The organism is Nonomuraea sp. CX421 (assembly GCF_059358955.1).
In genome coordinates this window covers 377,221-400,377 of sequence record NZ_JCADBK010000002.1, presented here as the reverse complement: position 1 = coordinate 400,377, position 23,157 = coordinate 377,221, and the positions used below count along the sequence as shown (strand labels likewise).

Below are 23,157 nucleotides of genomic sequence, written 5' to 3'. Positions count from 1 at the left end.
GATCGGGGGTGCTCCGAATAGCCAACGCAGTAGTCGCGAGATTGCCGGAACCACTGCGCGCACGTGCGCTGAAGCACCGCGAACCGCTGAAGTTCGCGGTGGTGGGTGGAGCGGCGTTCTTAGTGGACAACACGGTGTTCTATGGTCTGAAGCTGACCTTTTTGGAACCGAAGCCGGTGACCGCGAAGATCATCGCGGTGCTCGTGGCGACGATCGTGTCCTACGTGCTGAATCGCGAATGGTCGTTCCGGACCAGGGGCGGCCGTGAGCGCCGTCACGAGGCGGCGCTGTTCTTCCTGGTCAGTGGCGTCGGTCTGGTGCTCAGCTCCGCGCCGCTATGGATCTCCCGGTACATGTTCCGTCTGGAGACCCCGGAGGTGAGCCTGCTGACCCAGGAGATCGCCGACTTCATGAGCGCGCAGATCATCGGCACGCTGATCGCCATGGTCTTCCGCTTCTGGGCGCTGCGGAAGTGGGTCTTCCCCGACGAGAAGACCGAGCCGGGCGGCGTGCGACTGGCTCCCACTCCCGATTCCACCTCCACATCGGGCGGTCAGCGGTAGGCCGAGGCCTGCAGGGTGTAGAGCTCGGTGTAGAGGCCGCCGAGCGCCATGAGCGTCTCGTGGTCGCCCTCCTCGGTGACGAGCCCGTGGTCGAGCACGTAGATGCGGTCGGCGTAGCGGACGCTGGCCAGGCGGTGGGTGATCAGCAGCACCGTCCGTCCGTCGGAGTGGCCGCGGATCCGCTCGAACAGCGCGTGCTCGGCCCGCGCGTCGAGGGAGGCGGTCGGCTCGTCGCAGATGAGCAGGTCGGCCTCCCGGTGGAAGCCGCGAGCCACGGCGATGCGCTGCCACTGGCCGCCCGACAGCTCGTGCCCGTCCTTGAAGCGCCGGTCGAGCAGCGTGCGGTAGCCGTGGGGGAGCTCGGCGATGACCTCGTCGGCCCCGGCCACCGCGGCGGCCGTGTGCAGGGCGGCCTCGCCCTTGCCGGTGCCCATCGTGATGTTGTAGCGGGCGTTGAGCGGCCAGCGCGTGTGATCCTGGGCGATGACCCCGGTGCGCCGGCGGATCGCTTCGGGATCGACCTCGCGCAGGTCGACGTCGTCCCAGGTGACCCGGCCGGTGTCGGGCTCGTACAGGCCCGACAGGATCTTGGCCAGGGTGGTCTTGCCCGAGCCGTTCTCGCCGACGAACGCGACGACCTCACCGCGTTTGATCTCGACCGAGACGCCGCGCAGCGCGGGGGTCTCGGAGCCGGGGTAGGTGAAGGCGGCGTTCTCGACGCTGATCCGCTCGAAGCGCGCCGGCGGCCGCCCGGGACGTGACACGGCCAGGCGGCCCTCGGCCTGATCGCAGAACTCGACGAAGTCGGTGAAGTAGAGGCCCTCCTCGTAGAGGCGGTTGGTGGCGTACAGGAGGTTGGCCAGGGAGGACTGGCCCGACCTGATGGCGAGCACGGCCGTGCCGGCCACGGCCAGCGGGATCGCGCCGACCGCGAGCAGGACGCCGAGTGCCACGTAGACGAGGGCGCTGCCGAGCCCGCCGAGCGCCTCGCCGACGATCCTGGCGATCGTCTGCCGCCTGGCCAGCCGGAGCAGCACCTCCTGTTCCGCCCGCGCCACCGAGTCGTACAACCGCAGCAGGAAACCGCGCATGGTGAACGAACGGACCTCGGCGGCCGGGCTGCGGTTGGCGAGTAACTCCGCGATGATCCACTTGTGCCGGTGAGCCGGGATGAGCGCGTAGAGCGTGGAGTAGCGCATCCGGGCGGCGCGCACCGTGGCCCACGCGTCGGGCAGCACGGCGAGCAGGAGCAGCGGCAGCAGCACCGGGTGCAGCACGCCGAGCACCCCGGCCACCGCCGCGATGCCGATCGCGGCCGTGACCACGTCGACGGCCAGCGCCACCACGGAGTCGGCGGTGGCCACGCCGCGCATCCGGGCGCGCTGGAGCGCGTCATGGAACTCCGGGTCGTCGTAGGCGACCAGGTCGACCCGGCTGGTCAGGCCGTAGAGGCGCTCCTCGGTCAGGCGGGTGATCTGGGGTTCGAGCCGCTGTTGCGCCCAGCCGGCGCCCGCCTGCATCGCGGTGCGCAGCGCCGCCGCCGCGCCCACCATGACCAGGCTGGGCAGCGCCGCTCGCACCCGCTCGGGCGTCGGCCCCTCCTCGAAGAGCGCGGTCAGCACGCCGGTGGTGGCGAGCAGCCCGAACGCGGTGAAGACGCCGCCCAGCAGGCTCAGCACGACCGTCGCCACCGTGTCGCGCGGGCTGGCCCGCCAGGCCATGCCCATCGCCTGGCGGACGAGGGAGGGCAGCCGTCTGGCGATGGTCAGGAAACCCGCCTCGGCCATCTGGTCGGTGTGGATGTGCCACTCGGACAGGGAGATCTCGCCGAGTTCGAGGGGTTCGTCGGCCATACCGTTGGTTGTGCCCGGCGGGTCGGCACTTCCCCCTCGAATCGCGGCGCGGGGTGGGCGGGAGCCGTTGATCCGGACGTGTCCTACACATCGGGGCCGCGCGCGACTACATCCTCGAATGGCCATCTCGGCGCATGCGCGTTCCCGGCCCGCGCGCCTAGCGTTTCTGCCTGTGGCCGGCCACGGCGCGACGCGTATCTGGCTCCTCCTGCCTGGAGCTTCCCGCGCACGACGCGTCGCGGCCGGTCCGCCGCGGACGTCACGCGTTCCCGTGAGGCCGGGTCTCCTCGGAGGGGTGGGGGCCGGGCTCCGGCCGCGTGACAGCGGGCTCGGACCGCGCAGGGTCCGAGCCCGCACCTCCCAGGTCACGCGGTCCCTCCTCCGCCCGGCGGGCGCGCCTCGCCCTACATACATCGGCGCTTTCCGCGACTTCCGCGCGACCGTGCCGGGCCGGTTGAGTATGCGGACCTGTTACCGCACATACCTTGACGCCCGTGAGTGCGAAATGGCTTGATTGCCCTACTGACAACGTTGTCAACTCTCTTCGTTGTCAACTCATCTCGGGGTATCGAAGGGATGGAGTGCGATGCGACGAAGGTGGCTGGCGGCCGTCGCGATCACCATGGCGAGCGTGCTGAGCCTGTCCGCCTGTGGCGGCGACCAGGCGGCAGAGCCGACCACGGGCGGTGGCGACGCGGCGAAGCAGGTCGAGGTGTTCTCCTGGTGGACCGGGCCGGGAGAGGCCGACGGGCTGCAGGCGATGAAGCAGATTTTCGAGAAGCAGAACCCCTCGTTCACGTTCTTCGACGCGGCGGTGGCCGGCGGCTCGGGTGACAAGGCCAAGGCGCTGCTGCAGTCGAAGCTCCAGGCCGACACCCCGCCCGACACCTTCCAGGGGCACGCGGGCGCGGAATTGCAGGGCTACATCAAGGCCGGCGACCTGGAGGAGCTCAACTCCCTCTACGACGAGCTCAAGCTCCAGGACGTCTTCCCGGCCCAGCTGATCGACCAGATCAGCGTCAACGGCAAGATCTACTCGGTGCCGGTGAACATCCACCGCTCCAACGTCCTGTGGTTCAACCCCGGGGTCCTCAAGGAGGCCGGGGTCGCCGGAGCGCCCAAGACGATCGAGGAGTTCACCGCCGCGCTGCAGAAGGTCAAGGCCAAGGGCAAGATCCCGCTCTCCATCGGCTCCGAGTGGACCGTCACCCACCTGCTGGAGAGCGTCCTGCTCGGCTCGCTCGGCACCGACGCCTACAACGCGCTGTTCAAGCCGGGCGCCGACTGGAACAGCGCCGAGGTGACCAAGGCGCTGGAGAGCTTCAAGACGATCATGTCGTACGCGGGCGACCCGCAGGACGACTGGCAGCCCGCCGCCAAGCAGGTGGCCGACGGCGAGGCCGCGTTCAACATCATGGGCGACTGGGCCTACGGCTACTTCCACAACCCGCCGGAGGGCGGCCTGGGCAAGACGTCGAAGACCGACTTCGACTGGGCGCCCGCTCCCGGCACCGAGGGCACCTACCTGTGGCTGTCCGACAGCTTCACCCTGCCCAAGGGCGCGAAGAACCGTGACGGGGCCCTCGCCTGGCTCAAGGTCGCGGCCAGCAAGGAGGGCCAGGACGCCTTCAACCCGAAGAAGGGCTCCATCCCGGCCCGCAAGGACGCCGACCAGGCGCTCTACACCGACTACCTGGCCGACGCGCTGAAGGACTGGTCGGGCGACAAGCTGGCCGGCTCGATCCAGCACGGCGTCTCGGTGAACCAGCCGTGGCTGGCCTCGATCAACGAGGCGGTCGGCCTGTTCCTCGGCACGAAGGACGTCGCCGCCCTGCAGAAGGCCCTGGCCGACGCGGCCACGGCCAACGCCCAGTAACCCACGTACCGGCAGGCGTCCATCCCCGGGCGCCTGCCGTACTCCTTGGAGGGAGTGGTTGTGAGGCGGGCACGCACCTGGCTGCCGGGACTGCTCCTGGTCGCGCCGTCGATCGTGGCGATCGGGGTGTTCGTGTACGGCATGCTGGGCTGGAACTTCCGGCTGGCCATGACCGACAAGCACGACGAGGTGACCGAGGGGAAGTTCGTCGGGCTCGACAACTTCATCAGCCTCTGGGACCAGCCCCGATGGCACATCTCGGTCAACCACGCGATCGTCTTCACGATCGTGTTCGTGCTGGGCGCGCTGGTGCTCGGCTGGCTGCTGGCCTTCCTGATGGAGAAGGGGATCAGGGGCGAGGGCACGTTCCGGGCGATCTACCTGTTCCCGATGGCCATCTCGTTCGTCGCCACCGGCATCGTGTGGCGGTGGCTGATGAACTCCGGCATGGACGAGCGGGCGGTCGGGCTCAACCGGCTGTTCGACGCGATCGGGTTGCCGCAGTGGCAGTGGTTCCGGGATCCGGACTGGGGGATGGCCGCGATGGCGCTCCCGGCCGTGTGGCAGATGTCCGGATATGTCATGGCATTATTCTTGGCTGGCTTCCGGGGCGTCCCCGAGGAGCTGCGTGAGGCCGCCCGGGTCGACGGGTGCACCGAGTGGGGCGTCTACCGGCACGTCGTGCTGCCCCTGCTGCGCCCGGTGACGCTCTCGGCGCTGATCATTCTCGGGCACATCTCGCTGAAGGTGTTCGACCTGATCGTGGCGGTGTCGGGCAAGCAGATCATCACCGACGTGCCGGCGGTGTTCATGTGGGTCGCGGTCTTCGACTCCCACGATCCGGCCAAGGGCGCCACCATCGCCTCGTACATCGTGCTGAGCGTCGCGATCTTCGTCATCCCCTACCTCGTCTGGTCCGTACGCAAGGAGAGGCGCACATGACGGCGGTGGCCGGGCGAAGGCGGGTGTTCACCGGGCTGCGGCTCGCGGTGCTGATCGCCTTCGTGGTGATCTTCCTGATCCCGATCTACGTCCTGCTGGTCACCAGCTTCAAGCCGCTCACCGAGGCCGACCCCGGACAGGCCTGGAACCTGCCGCAGACCTGGACCCTCGAGGCGTGGCGGGTGGCGTGGGAGAAGCTGGCGCCCGGGCTGTGGAACAGCGTGCTGCTCGCGGTGCCCGGCTCGCTGCTGTCGTGCGTGCTGGGCTCGATGAACGGCTACGTGCTGTCCAAGTGGCGCTTCCCGGGCGCCGACCTGCTGTTCACGCTCTTCCTGTTCGGCATGTTCATCCCCTACCAGGGCGTGATGATCCCGCTGGTGCAGCTGCTGGTCGGGCTCAACGAGCTGACCGGGCTGCAGGGCGTCTTCTACGGCGGCATCCCGGGGCTGGTGCTGGCGCACGTGGTCTACGGCATCCCGATCTGCACGCTGATCTTCCGCAACTACTACGTCACGATCCCCGACGAGCTCATCGAGGCGTCGCGGGTCGACGGCGCGGGGATGCTGCGGACGTACTGGTCGGTGGTGCTGCCGGTGTCGGCGCCCGCCATCGCCGTAGTGATCATCTGGCAGTTCACCTCGCTGTGGAACGACTTCCTGTTCGCCGTCTTCCTCACCGGGCCGACGAGCTGGCCCGCCACCGTGATGCTCAACAACATCGCCGGCGCGCAGGCCACCCCGTACAGCCAGCAGATGGCGGCGGCGATCCTGGCCTCGATTCCGACGATGCTGATCTACGTCCTGCTGGGCCGCTTCTTCATGCGCGGCCTCATGGCGGGCGCCCTCAAGGGCTGAGCGGAGGGACGAGCCGCGGCTCAGGAGGCGGCGAAGGCCGGGTTGGCGCAGTGGGCCAGCGGCTCGCCGCGCACGTAGCGGGCCACGTCCGCCGAGACGATCCGCGCCGCCTTGATCGCCGTCTCCTTGCTGGCCCCGGCCAGGTGCGGGGTCATCACCAGGTTGGGCGTCGTGAGCAGCCGCGACCCGTCGGGGATGGGCTCCTCGGGGAAGACGTCCACGGCGGCGCCGAACAGGTGGCCGGACTCCAGCGCGTCGCACATCGCGTCGTAGTCGAGCAGCGCCCCCCTGGCGCAGTTGACCAGCACGGACCCGGCGGGCATCCGGGCGATCTCGGCGGCGCCGATCATGCCGGTGGTCTCGGGCGTCGCCCGGGCGTGCAGCGAGACGAAGCGCGAGCGGGTGAGCAGCTCGTCGAGGCCCACCTTGCCCGGCAGGTCGACGTACGGGTCGTGGACCAGCACCCGCGCGCCGAAGCCCTCCAGCATCCGGGACACCCGGCGGCCGATCGCGCCGTAGCCGACCAGGCCGACCGTGCTGCCGTCGAGCTCGGGCCCGACCATCTCGTAGCGGTAGTAGTCGCCCCGCCACACGCCCGTGGCCAGGTCGGCGTGCGTCGCCGGGATCCGGCGGGTGGCGGCGAGCAGCATGGCCAGCGTGTGCTCGGCCGTGGCGACGGCGTTGCGGCCGGGGGCGAAGGTCACGGCGACGCCCGCCTCGGTGGCCGCCGCCAGGTTGGCGTTGACCGGGCCGCCACGGCTGACGCCGAACAGCCTGAGGCCAGGGCTGGCGGAAAGGACGCGGCGCGTCAGGGGAGCCATCTGCGTGACGCACACCTCGACGCCCCGCAGCGCCTCGATCAGCTCGTCCTCCACGTCGGACGCCTCGTCGACCTCGCCCACCCGGCCGAACGGCACCACCGGCCACGGCAGCGTGAGCTCGCGGATCTCGACCTCGCCGGGAACCTCGCGCCGGAGCGCGTCTGCGAACAGGCGGTTCTGGACGAAGTGGTCACCGGCCGCAAGGACTCGAAGTGTCAACGCATGACTCCAATCGGAGAGTTGAACTGCAGGATCGCGACCTGCCCGGCCCGCACGCGGAGCTCGGTGACGGCGCAGTTGTCCAGGCGCGGGAAGAGCCGCCGGTACGAGCCGAGCGGCACCCCGATGAGCCCGCACAGGGCGAGCCTGATGGCGGTCGTGTGGGCGACCACCAGCACCCGGCCGTCCGGGTGGGCGGCATGGATGTCGCGCAGGGCGGCCACGAACCGGTCGGCGGCCCGGTGCGGGTCCTCGCCGCCGGGCAGCGGGTGCGCGGCCGGGTCGGCCTCGAACGCGGCCCGCGCCTCGGGGAAGCGCCCGTGCATCTCGGCGGCGGTCAGCCCGTCGGCCTGGCCGAAGTCGAGCTCGACCAGGCGGGCGTCCACCTGGAGCTCGACCCCCGCCGCGCGGGCGCTGGCCGAGGCGGTGATCCGGGCCCGGCTGAGGGTGGAGGAGTAGACGGCCGACAGGCCCGCGGAGGCGGCCCAGCCGGCCAGGCGCGCGGCCTGGTCGTGGCCGCGTGGGGTCAGCTCGATGTCGCTGAGCCCGGCGTAGCGGTTCTCGGCGTGCCAGACGGTCTCGCCGTGGCGCACCAGCACCAGGTCGGTCATCGGGTGGTCCTCTCGCGGGCGTGGGCGGCGGCCGGCGAGGGGAGCCAGCCGCGGCCTTCCAGTTCGTCGACGAAGCGCAGGTAGTGCTCGCGCAGGTCGGTGCCGTCCGGCTGGACGACCTCGCGGGTGCGGATCATGCCCGCCGACGCCTCCGGCCCGGCGGCGAGCACGGCCATGCCGAGCGCGGGCTCGGCGTTCTCGCGCAGCGTCACCGGCCGCCCGAGCACGTCGGCGCGCAGCCGGTTCCAGTACGCGCTGCGGGTCGCCCCGCCGGTCAGGATGATCTCGCCGTCCACCGGCGCGCCGAGCAGGTCGAGGTAGTCGAAGCAGAGCCGCTCGATGTACGCCGCCCCGCGCAGGATGGCGGCGTAGCGCTCGACGTCGTCCGAGACGTGGCCGAGCGTGAAGCCCTCCGCTGCTGGAGCGTCGAACGGGAACCGCTCGCCCCGCGAGACCAGCGGATAGATGGTGGCGGGGTCGGCCCAGGAACGGGCGGCGGCCTCGCGGCTGAGCGCGTCGAGGTCGCGGCCGGCGAGGTCGCGGGCCAGCACGCCCGCGCCGGTGCTGGACGCGCCGCCCGGCAGCCAGGAGCCGTCGGGGGCGCGGTGCGAGTAGACGACGCCCAGCGGGTCGTGGATGAGCTCGCGGGTGACGCCCTTGAGCACGAGCGTGGTGCCCATCACGGAGTTCCAGCTGCCCGTCGTGAGAGCGCCCGCGCCCAGTTGGGCGGCGCAGCCGTCGGTGGCGCCGGCGATCACCGGGGTGCCCGCGGGCAGGCCGGTGGCCTCGGCGGCCTCGGCGCACACCGTGCCCAGCCGGCTGCCGGGCCGTACGACCTGGGGCAGCATCGAGGCGGGCACGCCGAGCGCGTCGAACACCTCGCGGGGCCAGTCCTCGTCGATCAGGTGCACGCCCGTCTTGAGCGCGTTGCTCAGGTCGGTCGCGACGTCGTGGCCGGTCAGGCGGCGGTTGACGAAGTCGCTCTGGTGGGCCGCCCGCGCCCCCGCGGGGGCGTCCGGCAGCAGCCAGAGCAGCTTGGGCAGCGCCCAGTTGGGCTGCATGCGCAGGTAGCCGAGCCGCTCCCACACCGGCGCGCCCACCGCGTTGACCCGCTCGACCTCGCCGGTGGCCCGCCGGTCGTCGTACATCAGGCCGGGTGTCAGCGGCTCGCCGTCGCGGTCGGTGAGCAGGACCGTTCCAGAGGTGGCGTCGACGGCCACGCCCTCGATCCGGCCGGGCGGCACGTCGCGCAGCGCCTCGCGGGTGGCGGCGGCCAGCTCACGCCACCACTGCTCGGGGTCCTGCTCGTGTCTCGGTCCGTCGCGGTGGCTGGTCAGCGGCCGGCTCGCCGCGCCGAGCACCTGCCCGGTCCCGTCCACGGCCATCGCGCGCACGCTCTGCGTGCCGAGGTCGATGCCGATCCACACGCTCATGTACGGCCCCGAGTCCGGTCGCGTGTCTCGGCGAGCAGCGGCCAGGATCGGGCGCTGTTCGCGCGCAGGGCAAGGAAGTCCTGGTAGGCGGTGTCGTACGGGCCGGGTTCCGGATGTACGACGTCGCGCAGCCGGACGAACCGGTCGGCGGCCACCTCGACACCGGGGGCGGCGCCTGTGGCGACCAGCCCGACGATGAAGGCGCCCCGCGCGCCGACCTCGGCGTCGCTCGACCGGTGGACGGGCAGGCCGGTGATGTCGGAGATCATGCGCACCCACAGGGCGTTGGCCGACCCGCCGCCGCACACGCGCAGCTCCTGGGCCGCGACCCCGGAGACGGCCAGGCAGTCCTGGACGACGAGGCTGAGCCCTTCGAGCACGGCGCGGGCGATGTGCTCGCGGCCGTGTTCGAACGACAGGCCCAGGAAGGAGCCCCGGGCGAGCGGGTCGGAGAACGGCACCCGCTCACCGGCCGGCGAGAGGTAGGGCAGGAAGGCCAGGCCGCGGGCGCCCGGCGGGCTCTGCGCGGCCAGCTCGCCCAGCTCGGCCGGGGCGGGCAGGCCGAGCAGCCGGCAGGCCCACTGGATGACCTCGCCCCCGGAGAAGGTGGGGAAGGCCCGCAGGTAGCCGCCCGGTATCGCGAGCGTGACGCCGACCGGCTCGCCGTCCAGGTCGGGCGGGTCGGCGACGGTCTCGGTGCACAGCGTGGTGCCGAGGATGCCGCACGCCTGGCCGGGCCGTACGGCTCCGGCGCCGATCGCGGTCGAGGCGATGTCGTAGGGCGCCATCACGACCGGTGTCCCGGCGGGCAGGCCGAGCGACTCGGCGGCGCCGGTGGTGAGGGCGGCGACCCGGCGCGTGTCGTCACGCGGCTCGGGCAGCAGCCGCTCGGCCCACTCCAGGCCGTACATGGCCATCAGCTCGGGGGAGTAGGCGCGGGTGCGCAGGTCCATGAACGGGGCCGACGCGTCGGACTCGTCGGTGGCGATCTCACCGGTCAGCCGGGAGAAGATCCAGCCGCCGCAGGTGAGGCCGGCGGCCGAGCGGTCGAGCCGGTCGGGGTCGTGCTCGCGCAGCCAGCTCAGGATCGCGTGCGGCAGGCCCGACGCGCTGACGTTGCCGTTGAGGCGGAAGGCGCGTTCGGCGACCCCGGAGCGGGCCCAGGCGTCGACCGTGGCGGCGGCCCGGCCGTCGTTCCACAGGATCGCGTTGCCGGTGGGCTCGCCGGCGGGGTCGACCAGCCAGACCCCGTCGCCCTGCGCGGTGACGGCGAGGAAGTCGATCGGGCCCTCGGTCCGGGCGGCGACGTCGCGCACGGTGCGCGCGACCGCGTCCCAGACCGTGGTCATGTCCTGCTCGGCCCAGCCGGGCGCGGGACGGGACACGCCGGTCTGGTGCCGGGCGACCGCGACCTCCGCGCCCGCCTCGTCGTAGCCGACCGCCTTGACGACCGTGGTGCCGGCATCGACGCAGATCGCCGCCATCAGGCTCTTCCGTGTGAGGTCCGAGACTTGCGGGCGATCGAGTCGACGACCACGGCCAGCAGCAGGACGGCGCCGGTGACCACGAACCGGATGGAGGAGTCGAGGTTCAGCAGGGTCAGGCCGCTGGAGATCGACTGGATGACGATGATGCCGAGCAGCGCCCCGAACGCCGAGCCGCGACCGCCGAACAGGCTGGTCCCGCCGATCACGGCCGCCGCGATGGCGTTGAGGTTGATGTCGCCCCCGCCGCTGCTCTGGTTGGCCGCGGCCAGCCGGGCGGCGGCCAGGATGCCGCCCACCGCGGCGAAGGACGAGCAGAGCACGAACACTGAGGTGTAGACGGCCTTGACGTTGATGCCGGCCCGCCGGGCCGCCTCCACGTTGCCGCCGACGGCGTAGACGGACCTGCCCCACTTCGTACGGGACAGCAGGTAGTGCATGACCAGCACCATCCCGACGAAGAGCATGAACATCCAGCCGATGCCGCGCGTCTGACCGAGGTACCAGACCACGAAGGCGAGCACCACCAGCAGCGCCGCGCTCCTGATGGCCAGCATGGACGTCGTCTTGGACGACAGCCCCGCCCTGCGGCGCTCGCTCGCGTGCAGGTAGCCGCTGACGAACAGCCAGACCGCCGCCACCACCGCGAAGGTGTAGGAGAGCCAGTCGGGCACGAAGGCCAGCTGGGCGAAGTTCACCAGCCCGGAGTCGAACGGCAGGTTGATCGAGCCCTTGCTGCCGAGCACGTAGAGCTGCAGGCCCAGGAAGGCGAGCAGGCCGGCCATGCTGATGACGAAGCTGGGCACCCCGAACCGGTTGTACAGCTGCGCGTAGACCCAGCCGACGACCGCGCCCATGAGCACCGAGGCCAGGATCGCCACCCAGATCGGCAGGCCCTGGCTGACGAAGAGGACGGCCAGCACGGCGCTCGACAGCCCGCTGACCGAGCCGACCGACAGGTCGATCTCGCCGACGAGCAGCACGCACACGATGCCGAGCGCGATGACGCCGACGGCCGCCGACTCCAAGGTGAGGTTCACCAGGTTGGCGCTGGACAGGAAGACGGGGTTGAGGATCTGCAGCACGCTCCAGATCACGATGAGGCCGACCACGACCGGGATCACCCCGAGGTCGCCGCCCCGGGCTCGCTCGACCACGTCGGAGATCGCGCCGCGCAGCCCCTCCTGTGACCGCAGCCGCTCGTCCTGGCGGTCGGTGGCCGTGCTTTTGACCGTGGTGCTCACGAGGAGAGCCCTTCCTTCCTGCGCGCCTGCCGCTGGGAGACCGCGTTGTCGGTGGCTCCGGTGATGGCGGCGATGATGTCCTCGGGGGAGACGTCGTTCACGTCGAAGACTCCGTTGTTGCGGCCGAGCCTGAGGACGGCCACGGTGTCGGCCACGGCCTTCACGTCGGCCATGTTGTGGCTGATCATGATGACGCCGAGGCCGCGCTCGCGGAGCCGTTCGACCAGGTTGAGCACCTCGGCCGTCTGGGCGACGCCCAGGGCGGCGGTCGGCTCGTCGAGGATGATGACCTTGGGGTCGCCGAGCAGCGACCGGGCGATCGCGACGGTCTGCCGCTGTCCGCCGGAGAGCGAGGCCACCGGCACCCGCACGCTGGGGATCTTGGCCGAGAGCTGGCGGAGCAGATCCCAGGAGCGGGTCTCCATCGCCACGTCGTTGAGCCGCAGCGGCCGCAGCTCCTGCCCCAGGAAGAGGTTCTGGATCACGTTCAGGTTCTCGCACAGCGCGAGGTCCTGGAAGACCGTGGCGATGCCGAGCCTGTGGGCCGCCGCCGGAGTCGGGATCTCGACCGTCTTCGAGTCGAAGACGATCTTTCCCGAGTCCGGCGGGTGCACGCCCGAGAGGATCTTGACCAGCGTCGACTTGCCCGCGCCGTTGTCTCCGACGATGGCCACGACCTGTCCCGCGGCCACATCGAGGTCGATGTCGGTCAGCGCGGCGACCGCGCCGAAGGTCTTGCTGATCCCGCGCAGGGACAGGACGTTGTCTGATTGCTGGTTGGACGACAAGGGGACTCCTGGAGATCTACTTGATGTCGAGTTCGGCGCAACCCTCGGCGTAGGCGCCGGTGCAGACCTCGGAGGCCTTCATGATCCCGCTGTCGAACAGGACCTCCTTGATGTTCTCCTTGGTCACGACCGTGGGAACGAACAGCTCCGACGGCGTGTCGTAGAGCGTGGTCTTGCCCTCGGGCTTGTTGCCCTGGACGAAGTCCCAGGCGACGGTGGCCGCGGCCTCGGCCACGATCTTGATCGGCTTGGAGATCGTGTTGTACTGGTCGCCCGAGATGATGCGCTGGGCGGCGGCCGTCTCGGCGTCGTTGCCCGTGACCGGCGGCACCTTGCCACCCGCGGCCTTGAACGCCGCGATGGTGCCGCCGGCGGTGCCGTCGTTGGCCGCCACCACGCCGACGATCTTGTCGCCGAACTGGGTGATCTGGCCGCTGACCCAGGTCTGCGCCTTCTCGGGCTGCCAGTCGGGGGTGTCGTACTCGGCGAGCAGCTTGTGGCCGCTCGGGTCGATCGCGGTGTGGATGCCCTTCTTGATCAGGCCGGCCGCGGCGTCCGTGGGGGAGCCGTTGACCTGGAGCAGGCCGCCCTCGATCTTCTCGGCCTTGAGGTGGTCGACCAGCGACTGGCCGATCATGGAGCCGATCTTCTCGTTGTCGAAGGAGATGTAGTAGTCGGCGGGCGTCGCCGGGATCGGCCGGTCGTAGGCGATGACCGGCACGTTCTGCGCCTGCGCCGTCTTGACGATGGTGGCCGCGGCGGCCGAGTCGACCGGGTCGAGCACGATGGCCTTGACGCCCTGCGCGAGCGCCGAGTTGGCCTGCTGCTGCTGCTTGGCGGCGTCGGAGTCGGCGTTCTGGTAGATGACCGAGCAGCCGGAGCAGAGCTCCTTCATCTTGGCCTCGAACAGCGGCTTGTCCTGGAGCTCGTACCTGGTCGACGCGAGGTCGGGCATGAGGAAGGCCACCTTGGCGTCGGTGCCGCCGCCGCCGGAACCGGCCTCCGTGGTGCCGCTGTCGGAGCCGCAGGCGGTCAGAGCCGCGCCCGCGATGACCGCCACGGCGGCGAGCGCCGTGGTGCGCATCTGAGTTCTGTTCAAGGGTTCTTTCCTCACTTGCTACGTCCTCGCGGAGCTGGTTGCGTCGCGTTCCCCCGAGTGCCGCAGGGCACAGGGCCGCTCACACACGGCAACGCGCTGCGGTGCGACTCACGCTAGCGCGCACCCAGAACTTTTGTCCAGCAAAAGTGTTCAGGGAGTTTTTACCCCTGTGACCTGCTGTTAATCATTTGAGGGTACTCAGCGGACGGCGGTGAGCAGACCCTCGGCGGTCAGCGCGTCGGTGACGAGGCGGTTGAAATAGCCGCCCCGCGCCCCGGCGACGATCGAGCCGACCTTCTCCGGGCCCACCGCGACCGCGATGGAGTAGGGAATGCGGCGCAGATCCTCCAGCGCCGTCGCCACCAGCCGCTCACTGCCCGGATAGCCGACGGGCTCGCCGTCGCGGTCGTAGAAGCGCGAGCACACGTCGCCCACCGCCTGGCGCAGGCTGTCGGCGTAGCGGGGCACGAAGGCGGGCACGACCTGGCGCATCACCGGCGGTGAGCCGACGCCCACGATCGCACACTTGGCCCGGCCCCACAGGTCCATCACCCGGCGCACCGACGGCTCGTGCTGCAGCGAGTAGAACAGCTCCGGCCCCGGCAGCGCGGGCGCGTAGAGGTAGCTCGGCACGCCACCGACCCGCTCGGCCAGCAGGCGCGTGGTCTCGTTGGTCTGGAACCACGGCTGCGGATCCTCCTGGCCGCCCACGGCCGGCGCGATCGTGACGCCGGGGAACTGGCCGAGCCCCTCGCGCGCGCACTCGTAGATCGTGCTGCCGGAGGAGACCAGGACCACGTCGCCCGAGGTCAGCCCCACCCCGGCGAGCGCCCTGGCCAGCCCCGGGGCCAGCCACGGGCCGAGCGCCGGGCCGCTGACCTTGGGCACCAGGTAGACCCGCTCCAGGCGCAGGGCGGCGGCGACCTCGGCGGCCAGCGGGCCCTCCTCCAGCGCGGACGGCCGGTGCACCCTGATCTCGACCAGGCCGTGCTTGCGCGCCTCGGTCAGCAGCCGGCTCACGGTCGCCCTGCTGACGCCGAGCCGCTTGGCGATGTCGGCCTGCGTCGCGTCCTCCAGGTAGTACTGCGAGGCGGCCGCGTACATCAGCTCCTGAGGGAACCGGGCTGGCGCCTCCGGTCCGACGTCGGCGGCATTCATGCGCGCGCTCCCTAGGGCTTGAACATTGTTGCTGAACGGATGCGCAACGACTATACCTTCGTGCTCTCCGAGGCAAAGGCTAGCGATCCCCGCGTGCCCACGACACGTCCGGAGGCACTATGGCAGCGAACCCGCCACCAGGGCGTCGCCGAGCGGCGAGCGGGAGTAGAGAACGCTGCGCCCGGTGCGTGCCCGGGTGACGAGACCGGCGCCGCGCAGGGCGGCCAGATGGCCGCCGGTCGTGCCGAGACCCTGGCCGAGCAGGGCGGCGAGATGCGTCGTCGTGGCCGGCACGGCGAGCTCGGCGAGGACGCGCGCCCGGGTGCGGCCCATCAGCAGCGCCAGGCCGGGCGCCGGCGCGGGCGGCACCATGGCGGTGCCGCGCGCCGGATAGACCAGCGCGTACGGCCAGGCCTCCTCCAGATAGGCGCCGACGCTGCCCGCGAACACCGACGGCAGGAACAACAGCCCCTTGCCGCCGAGCCGGTGCCGCTCGTCGCGCCTGCCCATCCGGATCCCGATGAACCCGTCACCGTCCCACCTGACCTGCGAGCTCAGGTCGTCGAGCGCGGCGGCCCAGCCGTAGGCGGCCAGCCGCCCCGCCCGCTGGATCACGTCCCTCTCCAGCACCGCGTGGAACCGCGGCCAGGCCACCGAGACGATCTCCGTCCAGAGCTCCTTGTAGGCGTCGGCCAGCAGCCGCACCACGTCGGGGCCGAGCAGCAGCTCGCGGGCCCACGCGGCCACCGGGGGCCGCGCCGCCAGCACCGCGCCGATCTCCGCGTGCGCCAGGCCGACCGGGGTCGAGCGCATCGCGGCCAGCTCGGCCGCGAACGGCACGCTCAGCCCGGCGGGCGGCGGCGCGACGAAGTCGACGTTCGCGTGCCCCCTGTTCCCGGTGATCGCCGTCGCGGCCCGCAGCGCCGGATGCCGCCGTTCGAGCTCCTGGTACGGCTCGCGCCACCGCGCCACCCAGTGCCGGTGCATCCCCGCCTCGGTCCTGCCCGACAGGACCCACTGCGCGTGCATGGTCTCGATCAGCGGCGAGATCGCGAACCGGCTGGCCGCCACGTCCTGCGGAGTGACCTCGATCCTGAACATCTTTCGGTTATATCCGAAACAGTCGCCGCATCCGAGGTCGTACCGCCAGCATCGTGCCCGGCGGCCCCTCACCTCCCGGGGCCGCCGACCTGAGGAGCGTGAGACGTGACCGAACGCGGAGCCACCTTCCGTGAGGTGTTCGCGGTCCGCGAGTTCCGGGTGCTGTTCGGCGGCTTCGCGCTGCTGGTGTCCGGCGACTCGATCAAGATGCTGGCCCTGTCGGTGCTGGTGTACGCCCAGACCGGCTCGCCGGGGCTGTCGGCCGCCGCGTACATGGCGGGCTGGCTGCCCTACATCTTCGGCGGGATCTTCCTGCTGTCTCTGGCCGACCGGCTGCCGCCGCGCGCGCTGATGATCGCCGGTGAGCTGGTCCGGGTGGTCGTCTGCCTGCTGCTCGCCTACGCGGGGCTGCCGGTGCCCGCGATGCTCGCGCTGGTGCTGGTGACCGGGCTCTTCTCGCCGGTGTTCGGGGCCGCGCACAGCGCGCTGCTGCCCGAGGTGCTGCCCGGCGACGCCTTCGTGCTGGGCCGTTCGCTGCTGGGCGTCACCTCGGCCGGCGCCCAGGTCGCGGGGCTGGCCGCCGGTGGCGCCATCCTCACCCTGATCGGGCCGCACGGCGCGCTCGCCGTGACCGCCACCCTGTCCGCCGTGGCCGCCGTGGTGCTCAGGTGCGGCCTGCCGTACCGGCCCGCCAGGGGTACGGGCGAGCACGGCGCGGTCCGCACCACGCTGCGGGTCAACCGGCTGCTGCTGGCCGACCGGCGCGTCCGCGCGCTGCTGCTGGCCTGCTGGCTGCCGACCGTGTGCCTGGCCGGGGCGGAGGCGATGATCGTGCCCTACCTCGGCGGGCAGGGGCGGGCCGGCGCGGTGCTCGCGATGGCTGCCGTCGGCATGGCGGTGGGGCAGTTCGTGGTCGGCAGGTTCGTGGCGCCCGCCAGGAGGGAGCGGTTGTCGCTGCCGCTGGCCGTGCTGATCGGGCTGCCGTGGCTGGCCTTCCTCGCCTCGCCGGGGCTGGTCTGGGCCTGTGCGCTGGCCGCGCTTGCCACGGTCGGGCTGGCATACCAGCTGGGACTGCAGCGGAGGTTCCTAGAGGCGGTGCCGGAGGACGTGCGCGGGCAGGCGTTCGGGCTGCAGTCGGCCGGGCTGATGACGGGGCAGGCCGTGGGCGCGGCGCTGGTCGGGGTGCTCGGCGAACTGATCGGCCCTGGGCCGGCCATCGTCGCGGCCGGCGGCGCGGGCGTCCTCGTCGCGCTCGCGCTCGCCGGCGCGCTCCGCCCCGAGCCGGAGTCCAGGCGGGCCGCTCTCCCGGACCGCATATGAGGGGGGCGCTCGTCCGGGTCGCCTGTGAGGCGGGGGCGCTCGTCCGGGTCGCCTGTGAGGCAGGGCAGTTCAGGGCGGTCGCTCGCCCGAGCCGCGGGGGACGAGACGGACCGGCAACTCGTGGTGCTCGGAGGGGCCGTCATCGCCGGACAGCCGCCGGAACAACAGCTCGGCCGCCCGCCGGCCCATCCCGCCGGGATCCTGGGCCACCACGGTCACGCCGGGGCTGAGCAGGTCGGCCAGCTCGAAGTCGTCGAACCCGACCAGCGCCAGGGGCCGTCCACCGAGGGCGCGCAGCGCGGTGACGGTGAGCCGGCCGTTGCCCGTGAACAGCGCGGTGGGCGGCCGGTCGAGCGCCAGCATGCGGTCCAGGTCGGCCCGCGCGGTGTCCAGCGAGGGCGGGCGCATCGACACCAGCCGCTCGTCGAACAGCAGGCCCAGGGCGGCCCGGTAGCCGTGCAGCCGCCGGGCGGCGGTGAAGATCGACGGATGGTCGCCGAGGAACGCGATCCTGCGGTGGCCGTGGGCGATCAGATGCCGGGTGGCCAGCCGCGCGCCGCCCGCGTTGTCGCTGAGCACGGTGTCGACGTCGAGACCGGGGCCGGGTGGCCGGTCCACGAAGACGGCGGGGGTGCCGGCGTCGAGCTCGGGCCGCAGGTAGGAGTGGTCGCCACCGGCCGGCACCACGATCAGCCCGTCGACCCTGCGCGCGCAGAACGTACGGACCAGCTCGCGTTCCCTGGCCGGCTCCTCGCCGGACGAGCCGGTCAGCAGCAGGCAGCCGTGCCGGATGGCGACGTCCTCCACGGCGCGGCTCAGCGCGGAGTAGAAGGGATCGGCCACGTCCTCGATCACCAGGCCGACGGTCGACGTGCGTCCCCTGCGCAGCACCCGGGCGCTCTCGTTGCGGCTGTAGCCCAGCCGGTCGATGGCGTCGCGCACGCGCTCCGCCGTGGCCGGGTTGACCCCCGGCTCGCCGTTCACGACCCGGGAGACGGTCTTGAGCGCCACCCCCGCGGCCGAGGCGACGTCCTTCATCGTCGGTCTCACGCTCGGATCATTGCATCTCCTTGAGGCTGGAGACCCCGTCCTTGAGGGCGGGAAGGAAAGCCAGAACAATGTCATCAAATCGAACACGTGTCCGATAGTTGGCTGATCTTGCAGTACGGTGTGCCGTGTGGCGCAGATCGTGAAGCGGGCCTACAAGTACCGCTTCTATCCGACTGCCGAGCAGGCTGCCGAGCTTGCCCGGACGTTCGGCTGTGTGCGCCTGGTCTACAACAAGGCCTTGGAGGAGCGGACCCGGGCCTACCGCCTGGAGGGCCGCGGGGTTTCCTACGCGCAGTCTTCGGCGGCGCTGACGGCGTGGAAGCGCACCGAGGAGCTGGGCTTTCTCGCCGAGGTGTCGTGTGTCCCGTTGCAGCAGGCGTTGCGCCACCTTCAGGCGGCGTTCGCCGGCTTCTTCGCCAAACGGGCCGGATACCCGGTGTTCAAGTCCCGTAAGAAGTCGCGCCTGAGCGCGGAGTACACCCGTTCGGCGTTCCGCTGGCGCGACGGCCGGTTGACGTTGGCGAAGATGGACGAGCCCTTGGACATCGTGTGGTCGCGGCCCCTGCCTGAGGGCGCGCGGCCGTCCACGGTGACCGTGAGCAGGGACGCGGCCGGGCGCTGGTTCGTGTCCATCCTGGTGGAGGAGCAGATCACCCCCCTGCCCCGGGTCGAGCAGGTGGTGGGGGTGGATGCGGGGATCACCGCTCTGGTCACGTTGTCGACCGGGGAGAAGATCGTCAACCCGCGCCATGAGCGGGCCGACCGGCGCAGGCTGGCCCGTGCTCAGCGGGCGCTGGCCCGAAAGGAGAAGGGATCGGCCAGCCGGGTCAAGGCCCGGCTGCGAGTGGCTCGCGTGTACGCGCGGATCGCCGACCGCAGACGCGACTTCCTGCACAAGGTCACTACACGGCTTGTTCGCGAGAACCAAGTGATCGCCGTGGAAGACCTGACCGTCCGCAACATGGTCAAGAATCACAGGCTGGCGCGCGCCATCTCGGATGCGTCCTGGCGGGAGCTGCGCGGCATGCTGGAGTACAAGAGCCGCTGGTACGGCCGGCGACTCGTCGTGGTGGACCGCTGGTTCCCGTCCTCCAGGCGGTGCTCGGCGTGCGGTGCCGTCACCGCCATGATGCCGCTCCACGTCCGGACCTGGGTATGCGCCTGCGGCGCCTCCCACGACCGGGACGTGAACGCGGCCAGCAACATTCTCGCCGCCGGGCTGGCGGAGAGCTGAAACGCCTGCGGAGCTGGCGTAAGACCTTAAAGGAAGTCTCTTCCTGGCGGGCGACCGGCGACGAAACAGGAACTCTCACGGGCGACCGTGGGAATCCTCCTCGTTCACGAGGGGGAGGATGTCAAGTCCCATGTCGGACGTACAGACAACGTTGTCAAACTCGGCCGGGCCGATGCTTTAGGTTAGGCTTACCTATGGTCGTAGGAGGGGGACGCGGCATGCTGACCGAGGTGCTCGAGCGCCTGGCCGCCGAGCGGGGCGGGGTGATCGGGGTCGAGCCCGGTCTCGTGGTCTCGCCCGACGACAGCTGGACACCGGCCTCGGAGCTGGTCCGCCCGCCTCACCACCTGCTCGGCGGGCTGGTCGACGAGACGGCCGCCCGCTGGAACGCGCCGCGGCACGTCGGCGCGGCGCTGTTCTGGAAGACCTACACCTACTGGCACACGATGCCGATGGCGCTCGGCTGGGCGCTCGACGGCCGGATCCCGATCATGCGGCCGGCCGACACCTACTTCAAGGTCTCCGACGCCGGGGTGACGATCGCGGCCTCCCGGGTGAGCTGGGCCTCCGGCGCCGGCGCGATCGGCGGCGCGCTCGCCGAGTCGCAGGAGCCGCTGGTGCGGGCCATCAGCGCGATGGCCAAGGTGGGCGAGCGCACCCTGTGGGGCTCGACCGCCGAGGCGTTCGCCCACCCGCTGACCCTGTTCGCGCCCGCCGACTACATGGCGCTGCTGCGCGAGATCGGCCCGCCGGTCGACGGGCTGATCGAGCCGGGCGGCGACGGCTACTTCCGCAGGACCTGCTGTCTGTGGATCACCCTGCCCGACGCCGACCCCTGCGGAAGCTGCTGCGTGCTCAGGCCACCGCGTCGTCCATAGGACGGAGCTCGCCGTCGTCCATGGGCCGCAGCTCGTCGGCGTAGCTCACCGAGACGCGGCGCATCACGCCGGTGTCGTCGATCGAGTACTGCCCGAGCCGCCAGAGCGGCGGCGAGTAGGCGTGGATCGACACGCTGTGGTCCGTTGCCCCGGTCAGCCGGTGGATGTGGTCCGGGCCGAACGAGAACGACTGCCCCTCCGCCATCACCGTCTCCAGGTGCTCGCCGCCGATGCGCGGGTTGCACTCGAGCAGCGCCCCCTGGACCACGTGCACCGCGCCCGAGGAGATGTCGTGGTCGTGCCAGCCGGTGTCGTCCTCGGGCCGCCAGCACAGCAGCCACACGTCGACGTACGCGTCGCGGTAGAGCGAGGCGTAGTGCCGGCCCCCGTCCGCGGGGAAGTCGACCTGGTCCCGCCACTCCTCGGGGCGTACGGCCAGGTCGTCCACCAGGTCACGCAGCTCACGCCGGTCGAGCGTGCGCTCCGGGAGCCGGGCGCAGGCGCCTTCGTCCTGGATCTGGTGGATGGTGTGCTCGCTCACTTGCGAAACTCCTCTCTGCCGAGTAGACGACGGGGGTTGGTGACCCGGATGGCGTGCGCGGCGGCCTCGCCCAGGCCCGGGTCGGGTGCGGTGGCGTAGGGGGCGTCGGAGCCGTTGACCACGACGTCGACGCCGAGCTCACGGACGATCGCGTCGATCGCGCGCGGGCCGTACGACGAGGTCTCCACGAAGAAGCCGGTGTCGACCTGGCCCCGGCCGCCGCCGCCCCGGGCGATCAGCCGCTCGGAGTGCAGCGGGGCCAGACCGGCGAGCAGCGCGAAGCAGACGCGCAACCTCGGGTGCCGGGGCCTGACGACGGCGTGGAAGTAGTGCCAGGAGGCGTGCATCTGCTGCACGTACGGCACCAGCGCGGGCCACCAGGCGGGCGTGCCGGGCACGGCGCGCGCCGGGCCCGGGTGCACGAAGAGCGGCAGATCTCTGCTGGTGAGCACGTCGAGCAGCCGGTCGTCGGGCTCGGCCGTGGCCGGGATCTGCAGGCCGGCGAAGCCTCGATCGAGGTCCTCGGCCAGGCGGCCGGGGTCGGGCTCGCTGTGACAGGTGGCGGCCCACGCGCCGAACGGCCGTCCGAGGCCGAGCGCGCCCTCGTGGTAGGCGTCGATCAGCGGCCAGGACTCCTCCGGCGGCAGCGACTCGACGCCCAGCGGGCTGGACAGGGAGACCAGGGCGAGCTCCAGGCCGGTGGTGTCGCGGCTCGCGTGGTCGGCCGGGTCGACCTCGTAGGGGGGCTCGCCGTCCAGGATCAACGTCCAGCCGTCGAGGTAGGGCGGGGAGGTGCGGGCCCGTAGTGCCTCGACGAACGAACCGGTCCACAGGTGCTGGTGCACGTCGATGCCCACGATCGACCCCTCCCCTCATTTCCTACTAAGATTACCGGTAAACCGTACCACCTGGTGAAGCCGAGTGGTGAAGCGATTCAGTGATACGGTTCAGTGAACCGCTTCACTTCTGTCGTGTCAACGGTTCGCCCGCTCCTTCCCGGGCACGCGAAAATGTCGGCGCCACGCAATAAGCTGGCGGGATGCCTCGCAAGAGAGCGACGATCCGAGAGGTGGCCCAGGCGACCGGTCTGTCACCCGCTGCCGTCTCCTACGCCCTGCGGGGCCTGCAGGTGTCCGAGGAGACGAAGGAGCGGGTCCGCGCCGCCGCGGCCGAGCTGGGCTACGAGGCCGACCCCATCGCCAGGGCGCTGGCCAGCGGCCGCACCGGCATGATCGGCCTGCTCTGCGGCTCGCTCGAAGACCTCTGGCAGCAGTCGCTGGCCGTGGGCATCAGCAGGGGCCTGCGCGAGAAGGACCGCTACGCCCTGATCCTCGACGCCGTCGGCGACCCGGCCCGCGAGCGCGCGCTCGCCCAGCAGCTGCGCGACCAGCGCGTCGACGGCATGATCGTGCAGCCCGTCGATCCCGCCGCACCGTTCTGGCCCGAGCTGTGCGAGTCGCTGCCGGTCGTCGCGATCGGCGACTCACTGTCCGGCACGGCGGGCGAGGTCGTCTTCGACAACCGCCGCGGCGTGACGCTCGCGCTGGAGCACCTCAAGGGCAAGCACCACCGCCACATCGCCGTCCTCACCCCGACCCGGCCGAGCACTCCCGACCGGCCCGCCGACGTCCACGTGACCGCCGAGGCCGACCGTCTCGGTCTCGACATCGAGGTGGCCACCGCCCCCCACGGCCTCGGCGCGGCGACCGAGGCCGCCCATCGCATCCTGGCCGACGGCCGGGCGAGCGCGGTCTTCTGCTTCGCCGACTCGATCGCCTACGGCGTCTACGCGGCGGCGGCCGAGCGGGGGCTGTCGATCCCCGGCGACATCTCGGTCATGGGCTACGACGACCACCCCATGTCCGGCCTGCTCACCCCGGGGCTCACCACGGTCGACTGGGACATCGACGGCATCGTGCGGGCCGCCGTCCGCCTCATGTGCGCGGCGGCCGACGGCGCCACCCGCCGGCGTCGCGTCGTCCAGCAGCCCACCCTGCGCGAACGCGGCTCGGTCCTGTCCCTGCCGTGACGGCGCGCGGTCCGTTTCGCGGGCGGGGCTGGTCTCGTGTGTGGCCGACCGGGCCGGCC

At 71.5% G+C, this 23,157-nt stretch carries 20 protein-coding genes and 1 pseudogene; 8 read left to right on the top strand and 13 right to left on the bottom strand.

All coding sequences use genetic code 11. The features are described 5' to 3' along the window. Nucleotides 1-8 precede the first annotated feature (8 nt). Nucleotides 9-563 (top strand): GtrA family protein, encoded by a 555-nt coding sequence (locus tag AC5L3X_RS04935; RefSeq protein ID WP_494855383.1) that lies wholly within the window; start codon nt 9-11, stop codon nt 561-563. Here AC5L3X_RS04935 and AC5L3X_RS04930 read toward each other — a convergent pair. Beyond that, nucleotides 554-2,416, bottom strand: a complete 1,863-nt coding sequence (locus AC5L3X_RS04930; protein WP_494855381.1) for an ABC transporter ATP-binding protein — start codon at nt 2,414-2,416, stop codon at nt 554-556. The genes AC5L3X_RS04935 and AC5L3X_RS04930 overlap by 10 nt on opposite strands. Nucleotides 2,417-3,002: 586 nt before the next feature. Between AC5L3X_RS04930 and AC5L3X_RS04925 the strand changes: the two genes are divergently transcribed. From AC5L3X_RS04925 to AC5L3X_RS04915, 3 genes are read left to right on the top strand one after another with little or no spacing between them, the layout of a single operon-like run. Continuing rightward, nucleotides 3,003-4,292, top strand: a complete 1,290-nt coding sequence (locus AC5L3X_RS04925) for an ABC transporter substrate-binding protein (RefSeq protein WP_494855379.1) — start codon at nt 3,003-3,005, stop codon at nt 4,290-4,292. A gap of 60 nt (nt 4,293-4,352) precedes the next feature. Beyond that, complete coding sequence (locus AC5L3X_RS04920) at nt 4,353-5,234, top strand: carbohydrate ABC transporter permease (protein ID WP_494855377.1); 882 nt, start codon at nt 4,353-4,355, stop codon at nt 5,232-5,234. Further along, nucleotides 5,231-6,088, top strand: coding sequence for a carbohydrate ABC transporter permease (locus AC5L3X_RS04915; protein WP_358493435.1), 858 nt, complete (start codon nt 5,231-5,233; stop codon nt 6,086-6,088). The genes AC5L3X_RS04920 and AC5L3X_RS04915 overlap by 4 nt, the downstream gene beginning before the upstream one ends. Nucleotides 6,089-6,108: 20 nt before the next feature. On the opposite strand, the gene AC5L3X_RS04910 is transcribed toward AC5L3X_RS04915, so the two are convergent. From AC5L3X_RS04910 to AC5L3X_RS04870, 9 genes are all read right to left on the bottom strand, one after another. Then, on the bottom strand, nt 6,109-7,128 hold the full coding sequence (locus AC5L3X_RS04910) for a 2-hydroxyacid dehydrogenase (RefSeq protein WP_494855375.1): 1,020 nt from the start codon (nt 7,126-7,128) through the stop codon (nt 6,109-6,111). Next, a complete protein-coding gene (locus AC5L3X_RS04905; RefSeq protein WP_189123403.1) occupies nt 7,125-7,739 on the bottom strand; it encodes a histidine phosphatase family protein in 615 nt (204 codons plus the stop codon). The genes AC5L3X_RS04910 and AC5L3X_RS04905 overlap by 4 nt, the downstream gene beginning before the upstream one ends. Beyond that, complete coding sequence (locus tag AC5L3X_RS04900; protein WP_494855373.1) at nt 7,736-9,172, bottom strand: FGGY-family carbohydrate kinase; 1,437 nt, start codon at nt 9,170-9,172, stop codon at nt 7,736-7,738. The genes AC5L3X_RS04905 and AC5L3X_RS04900 overlap by 4 nt, the downstream gene beginning before the upstream one ends. Continuing rightward, nucleotides 9,169-10,656, bottom strand: coding sequence for an FGGY family carbohydrate kinase (locus tag AC5L3X_RS04895; RefSeq protein WP_494855371.1), 1,488 nt, complete (start codon nt 10,654-10,656; stop codon nt 9,169-9,171). The genes AC5L3X_RS04900 and AC5L3X_RS04895 overlap by 4 nt, the downstream gene beginning before the upstream one ends. After that, nucleotides 10,656-11,900 carry a sugar ABC transporter permease gene (locus AC5L3X_RS04890; RefSeq protein WP_494855369.1) on the bottom strand — a complete coding sequence of 415 codons (1,245 nt, stop codon included), beginning with the start codon at nt 11,898-11,900 and terminating at the stop codon, nt 10,656-10,658. The genes AC5L3X_RS04895 and AC5L3X_RS04890 overlap by 1 nt, the downstream gene beginning before the upstream one ends. Then, nucleotides 11,897-12,688, bottom strand: coding sequence for an ATP-binding cassette domain-containing protein (locus AC5L3X_RS04885; protein ID WP_189123406.1), 792 nt, complete (start codon nt 12,686-12,688; stop codon nt 11,897-11,899). Before AC5L3X_RS04885 ends, AC5L3X_RS04890 begins: the two co-directional genes overlap by 4 nt. 16 nt (nt 12,689-12,704) lie before the next feature. Beyond that, nucleotides 12,705-13,787 carry an ABC transporter substrate-binding protein gene (locus tag AC5L3X_RS04880; protein ID WP_494855367.1) on the bottom strand — a complete coding sequence of 361 codons (1,083 nt, stop codon included), beginning with the start codon at nt 13,785-13,787 and terminating at the stop codon, nt 12,705-12,707. 198 nt (nt 13,788-13,985) lie between these two features. Continuing rightward, complete coding sequence (locus tag AC5L3X_RS04875; RefSeq protein ID WP_494855365.1) at nt 13,986-14,945, bottom strand: sugar-binding transcriptional regulator; 960 nt, start codon at nt 14,943-14,945, stop codon at nt 13,986-13,988. Nucleotides 14,946-15,062: 117 nt separating this feature from the next. Next, nucleotides 15,063-16,046 (bottom strand): ArsR/SmtB family transcription factor, encoded by a 984-nt coding sequence (locus AC5L3X_RS04870; protein WP_494855363.1) that lies wholly within the window; start codon nt 16,044-16,046, stop codon nt 15,063-15,065. Nucleotides 16,047-16,151: 105 nt separating this feature from the next. On the opposite strand from AC5L3X_RS04870, the gene AC5L3X_RS04865 reads away from it, so the two are divergent. Beyond that, on the top strand, nt 16,152-17,366 hold the full coding sequence (locus AC5L3X_RS04865) for an MFS transporter (protein WP_494855362.1): 1,215 nt from the start codon (nt 16,152-16,154) through the stop codon (nt 17,364-17,366). Between the two features lie 69 nt (nt 17,367-17,435). Here the strand turns inward: AC5L3X_RS04865 and AC5L3X_RS04860 are convergent, their stop codons facing one another. Beyond that, nucleotides 17,436-18,416, bottom strand: a complete 981-nt coding sequence (locus AC5L3X_RS04860; RefSeq protein ID WP_494855360.1) for a LacI family DNA-binding transcriptional regulator — start codon at nt 18,414-18,416, stop codon at nt 17,436-17,438. 127 nt (nt 18,417-18,543) lie between these two features. Here AC5L3X_RS04860 and AC5L3X_RS04855 point away from each other — a divergent pair. Next, nucleotides 18,544-19,677, top strand: a pseudogene (locus AC5L3X_RS04855) (RNA-guided endonuclease InsQ/TnpB family protein); the annotation flags it as partial. Nucleotides 19,678-19,868: 191 nt separating this feature from the next. Beyond that, nucleotides 19,869-20,528 (top strand): hypothetical protein, encoded by a 660-nt coding sequence (locus AC5L3X_RS04850; RefSeq protein ID WP_494855358.1) that lies wholly within the window; start codon nt 19,869-19,871, stop codon nt 20,526-20,528. On the opposite strand, the gene AC5L3X_RS04845 is transcribed toward AC5L3X_RS04850, so the two are convergent. Both AC5L3X_RS04845 and AC5L3X_RS04840 read right to left on the bottom strand, forming a co-directional pair. Continuing rightward, the gene (locus tag AC5L3X_RS04845) at nt 20,506-21,069 is read right to left on the bottom strand and encodes a cysteine dioxygenase (RefSeq protein WP_189123412.1); all 564 of its coding nucleotides are present in this window, start codon (nt 21,067-21,069) and stop codon (nt 20,506-20,508) included. The two genes, AC5L3X_RS04850 and AC5L3X_RS04845, sit on opposite strands and share 23 nt — an antisense overlap. Continuing rightward, nucleotides 21,066-21,926, bottom strand: a complete 861-nt coding sequence (locus AC5L3X_RS04840) for an amidohydrolase family protein (protein WP_225262419.1) — start codon at nt 21,924-21,926, stop codon at nt 21,066-21,068. The genes AC5L3X_RS04845 and AC5L3X_RS04840 overlap by 4 nt, the downstream gene beginning before the upstream one ends. Nucleotides 21,927-22,108: 182 nt before the next feature. Between AC5L3X_RS04840 and AC5L3X_RS04835 the strand changes: the two genes are divergently transcribed. Next, entirely contained in the window at nt 22,109-23,098 is a 990-nt protein-coding gene (locus AC5L3X_RS04835; RefSeq protein ID WP_189123413.1) for a LacI family DNA-binding transcriptional regulator, read from the top strand. The last annotated feature ends 59 nt before the right edge of the window (nt 23,099-23,157 follow it).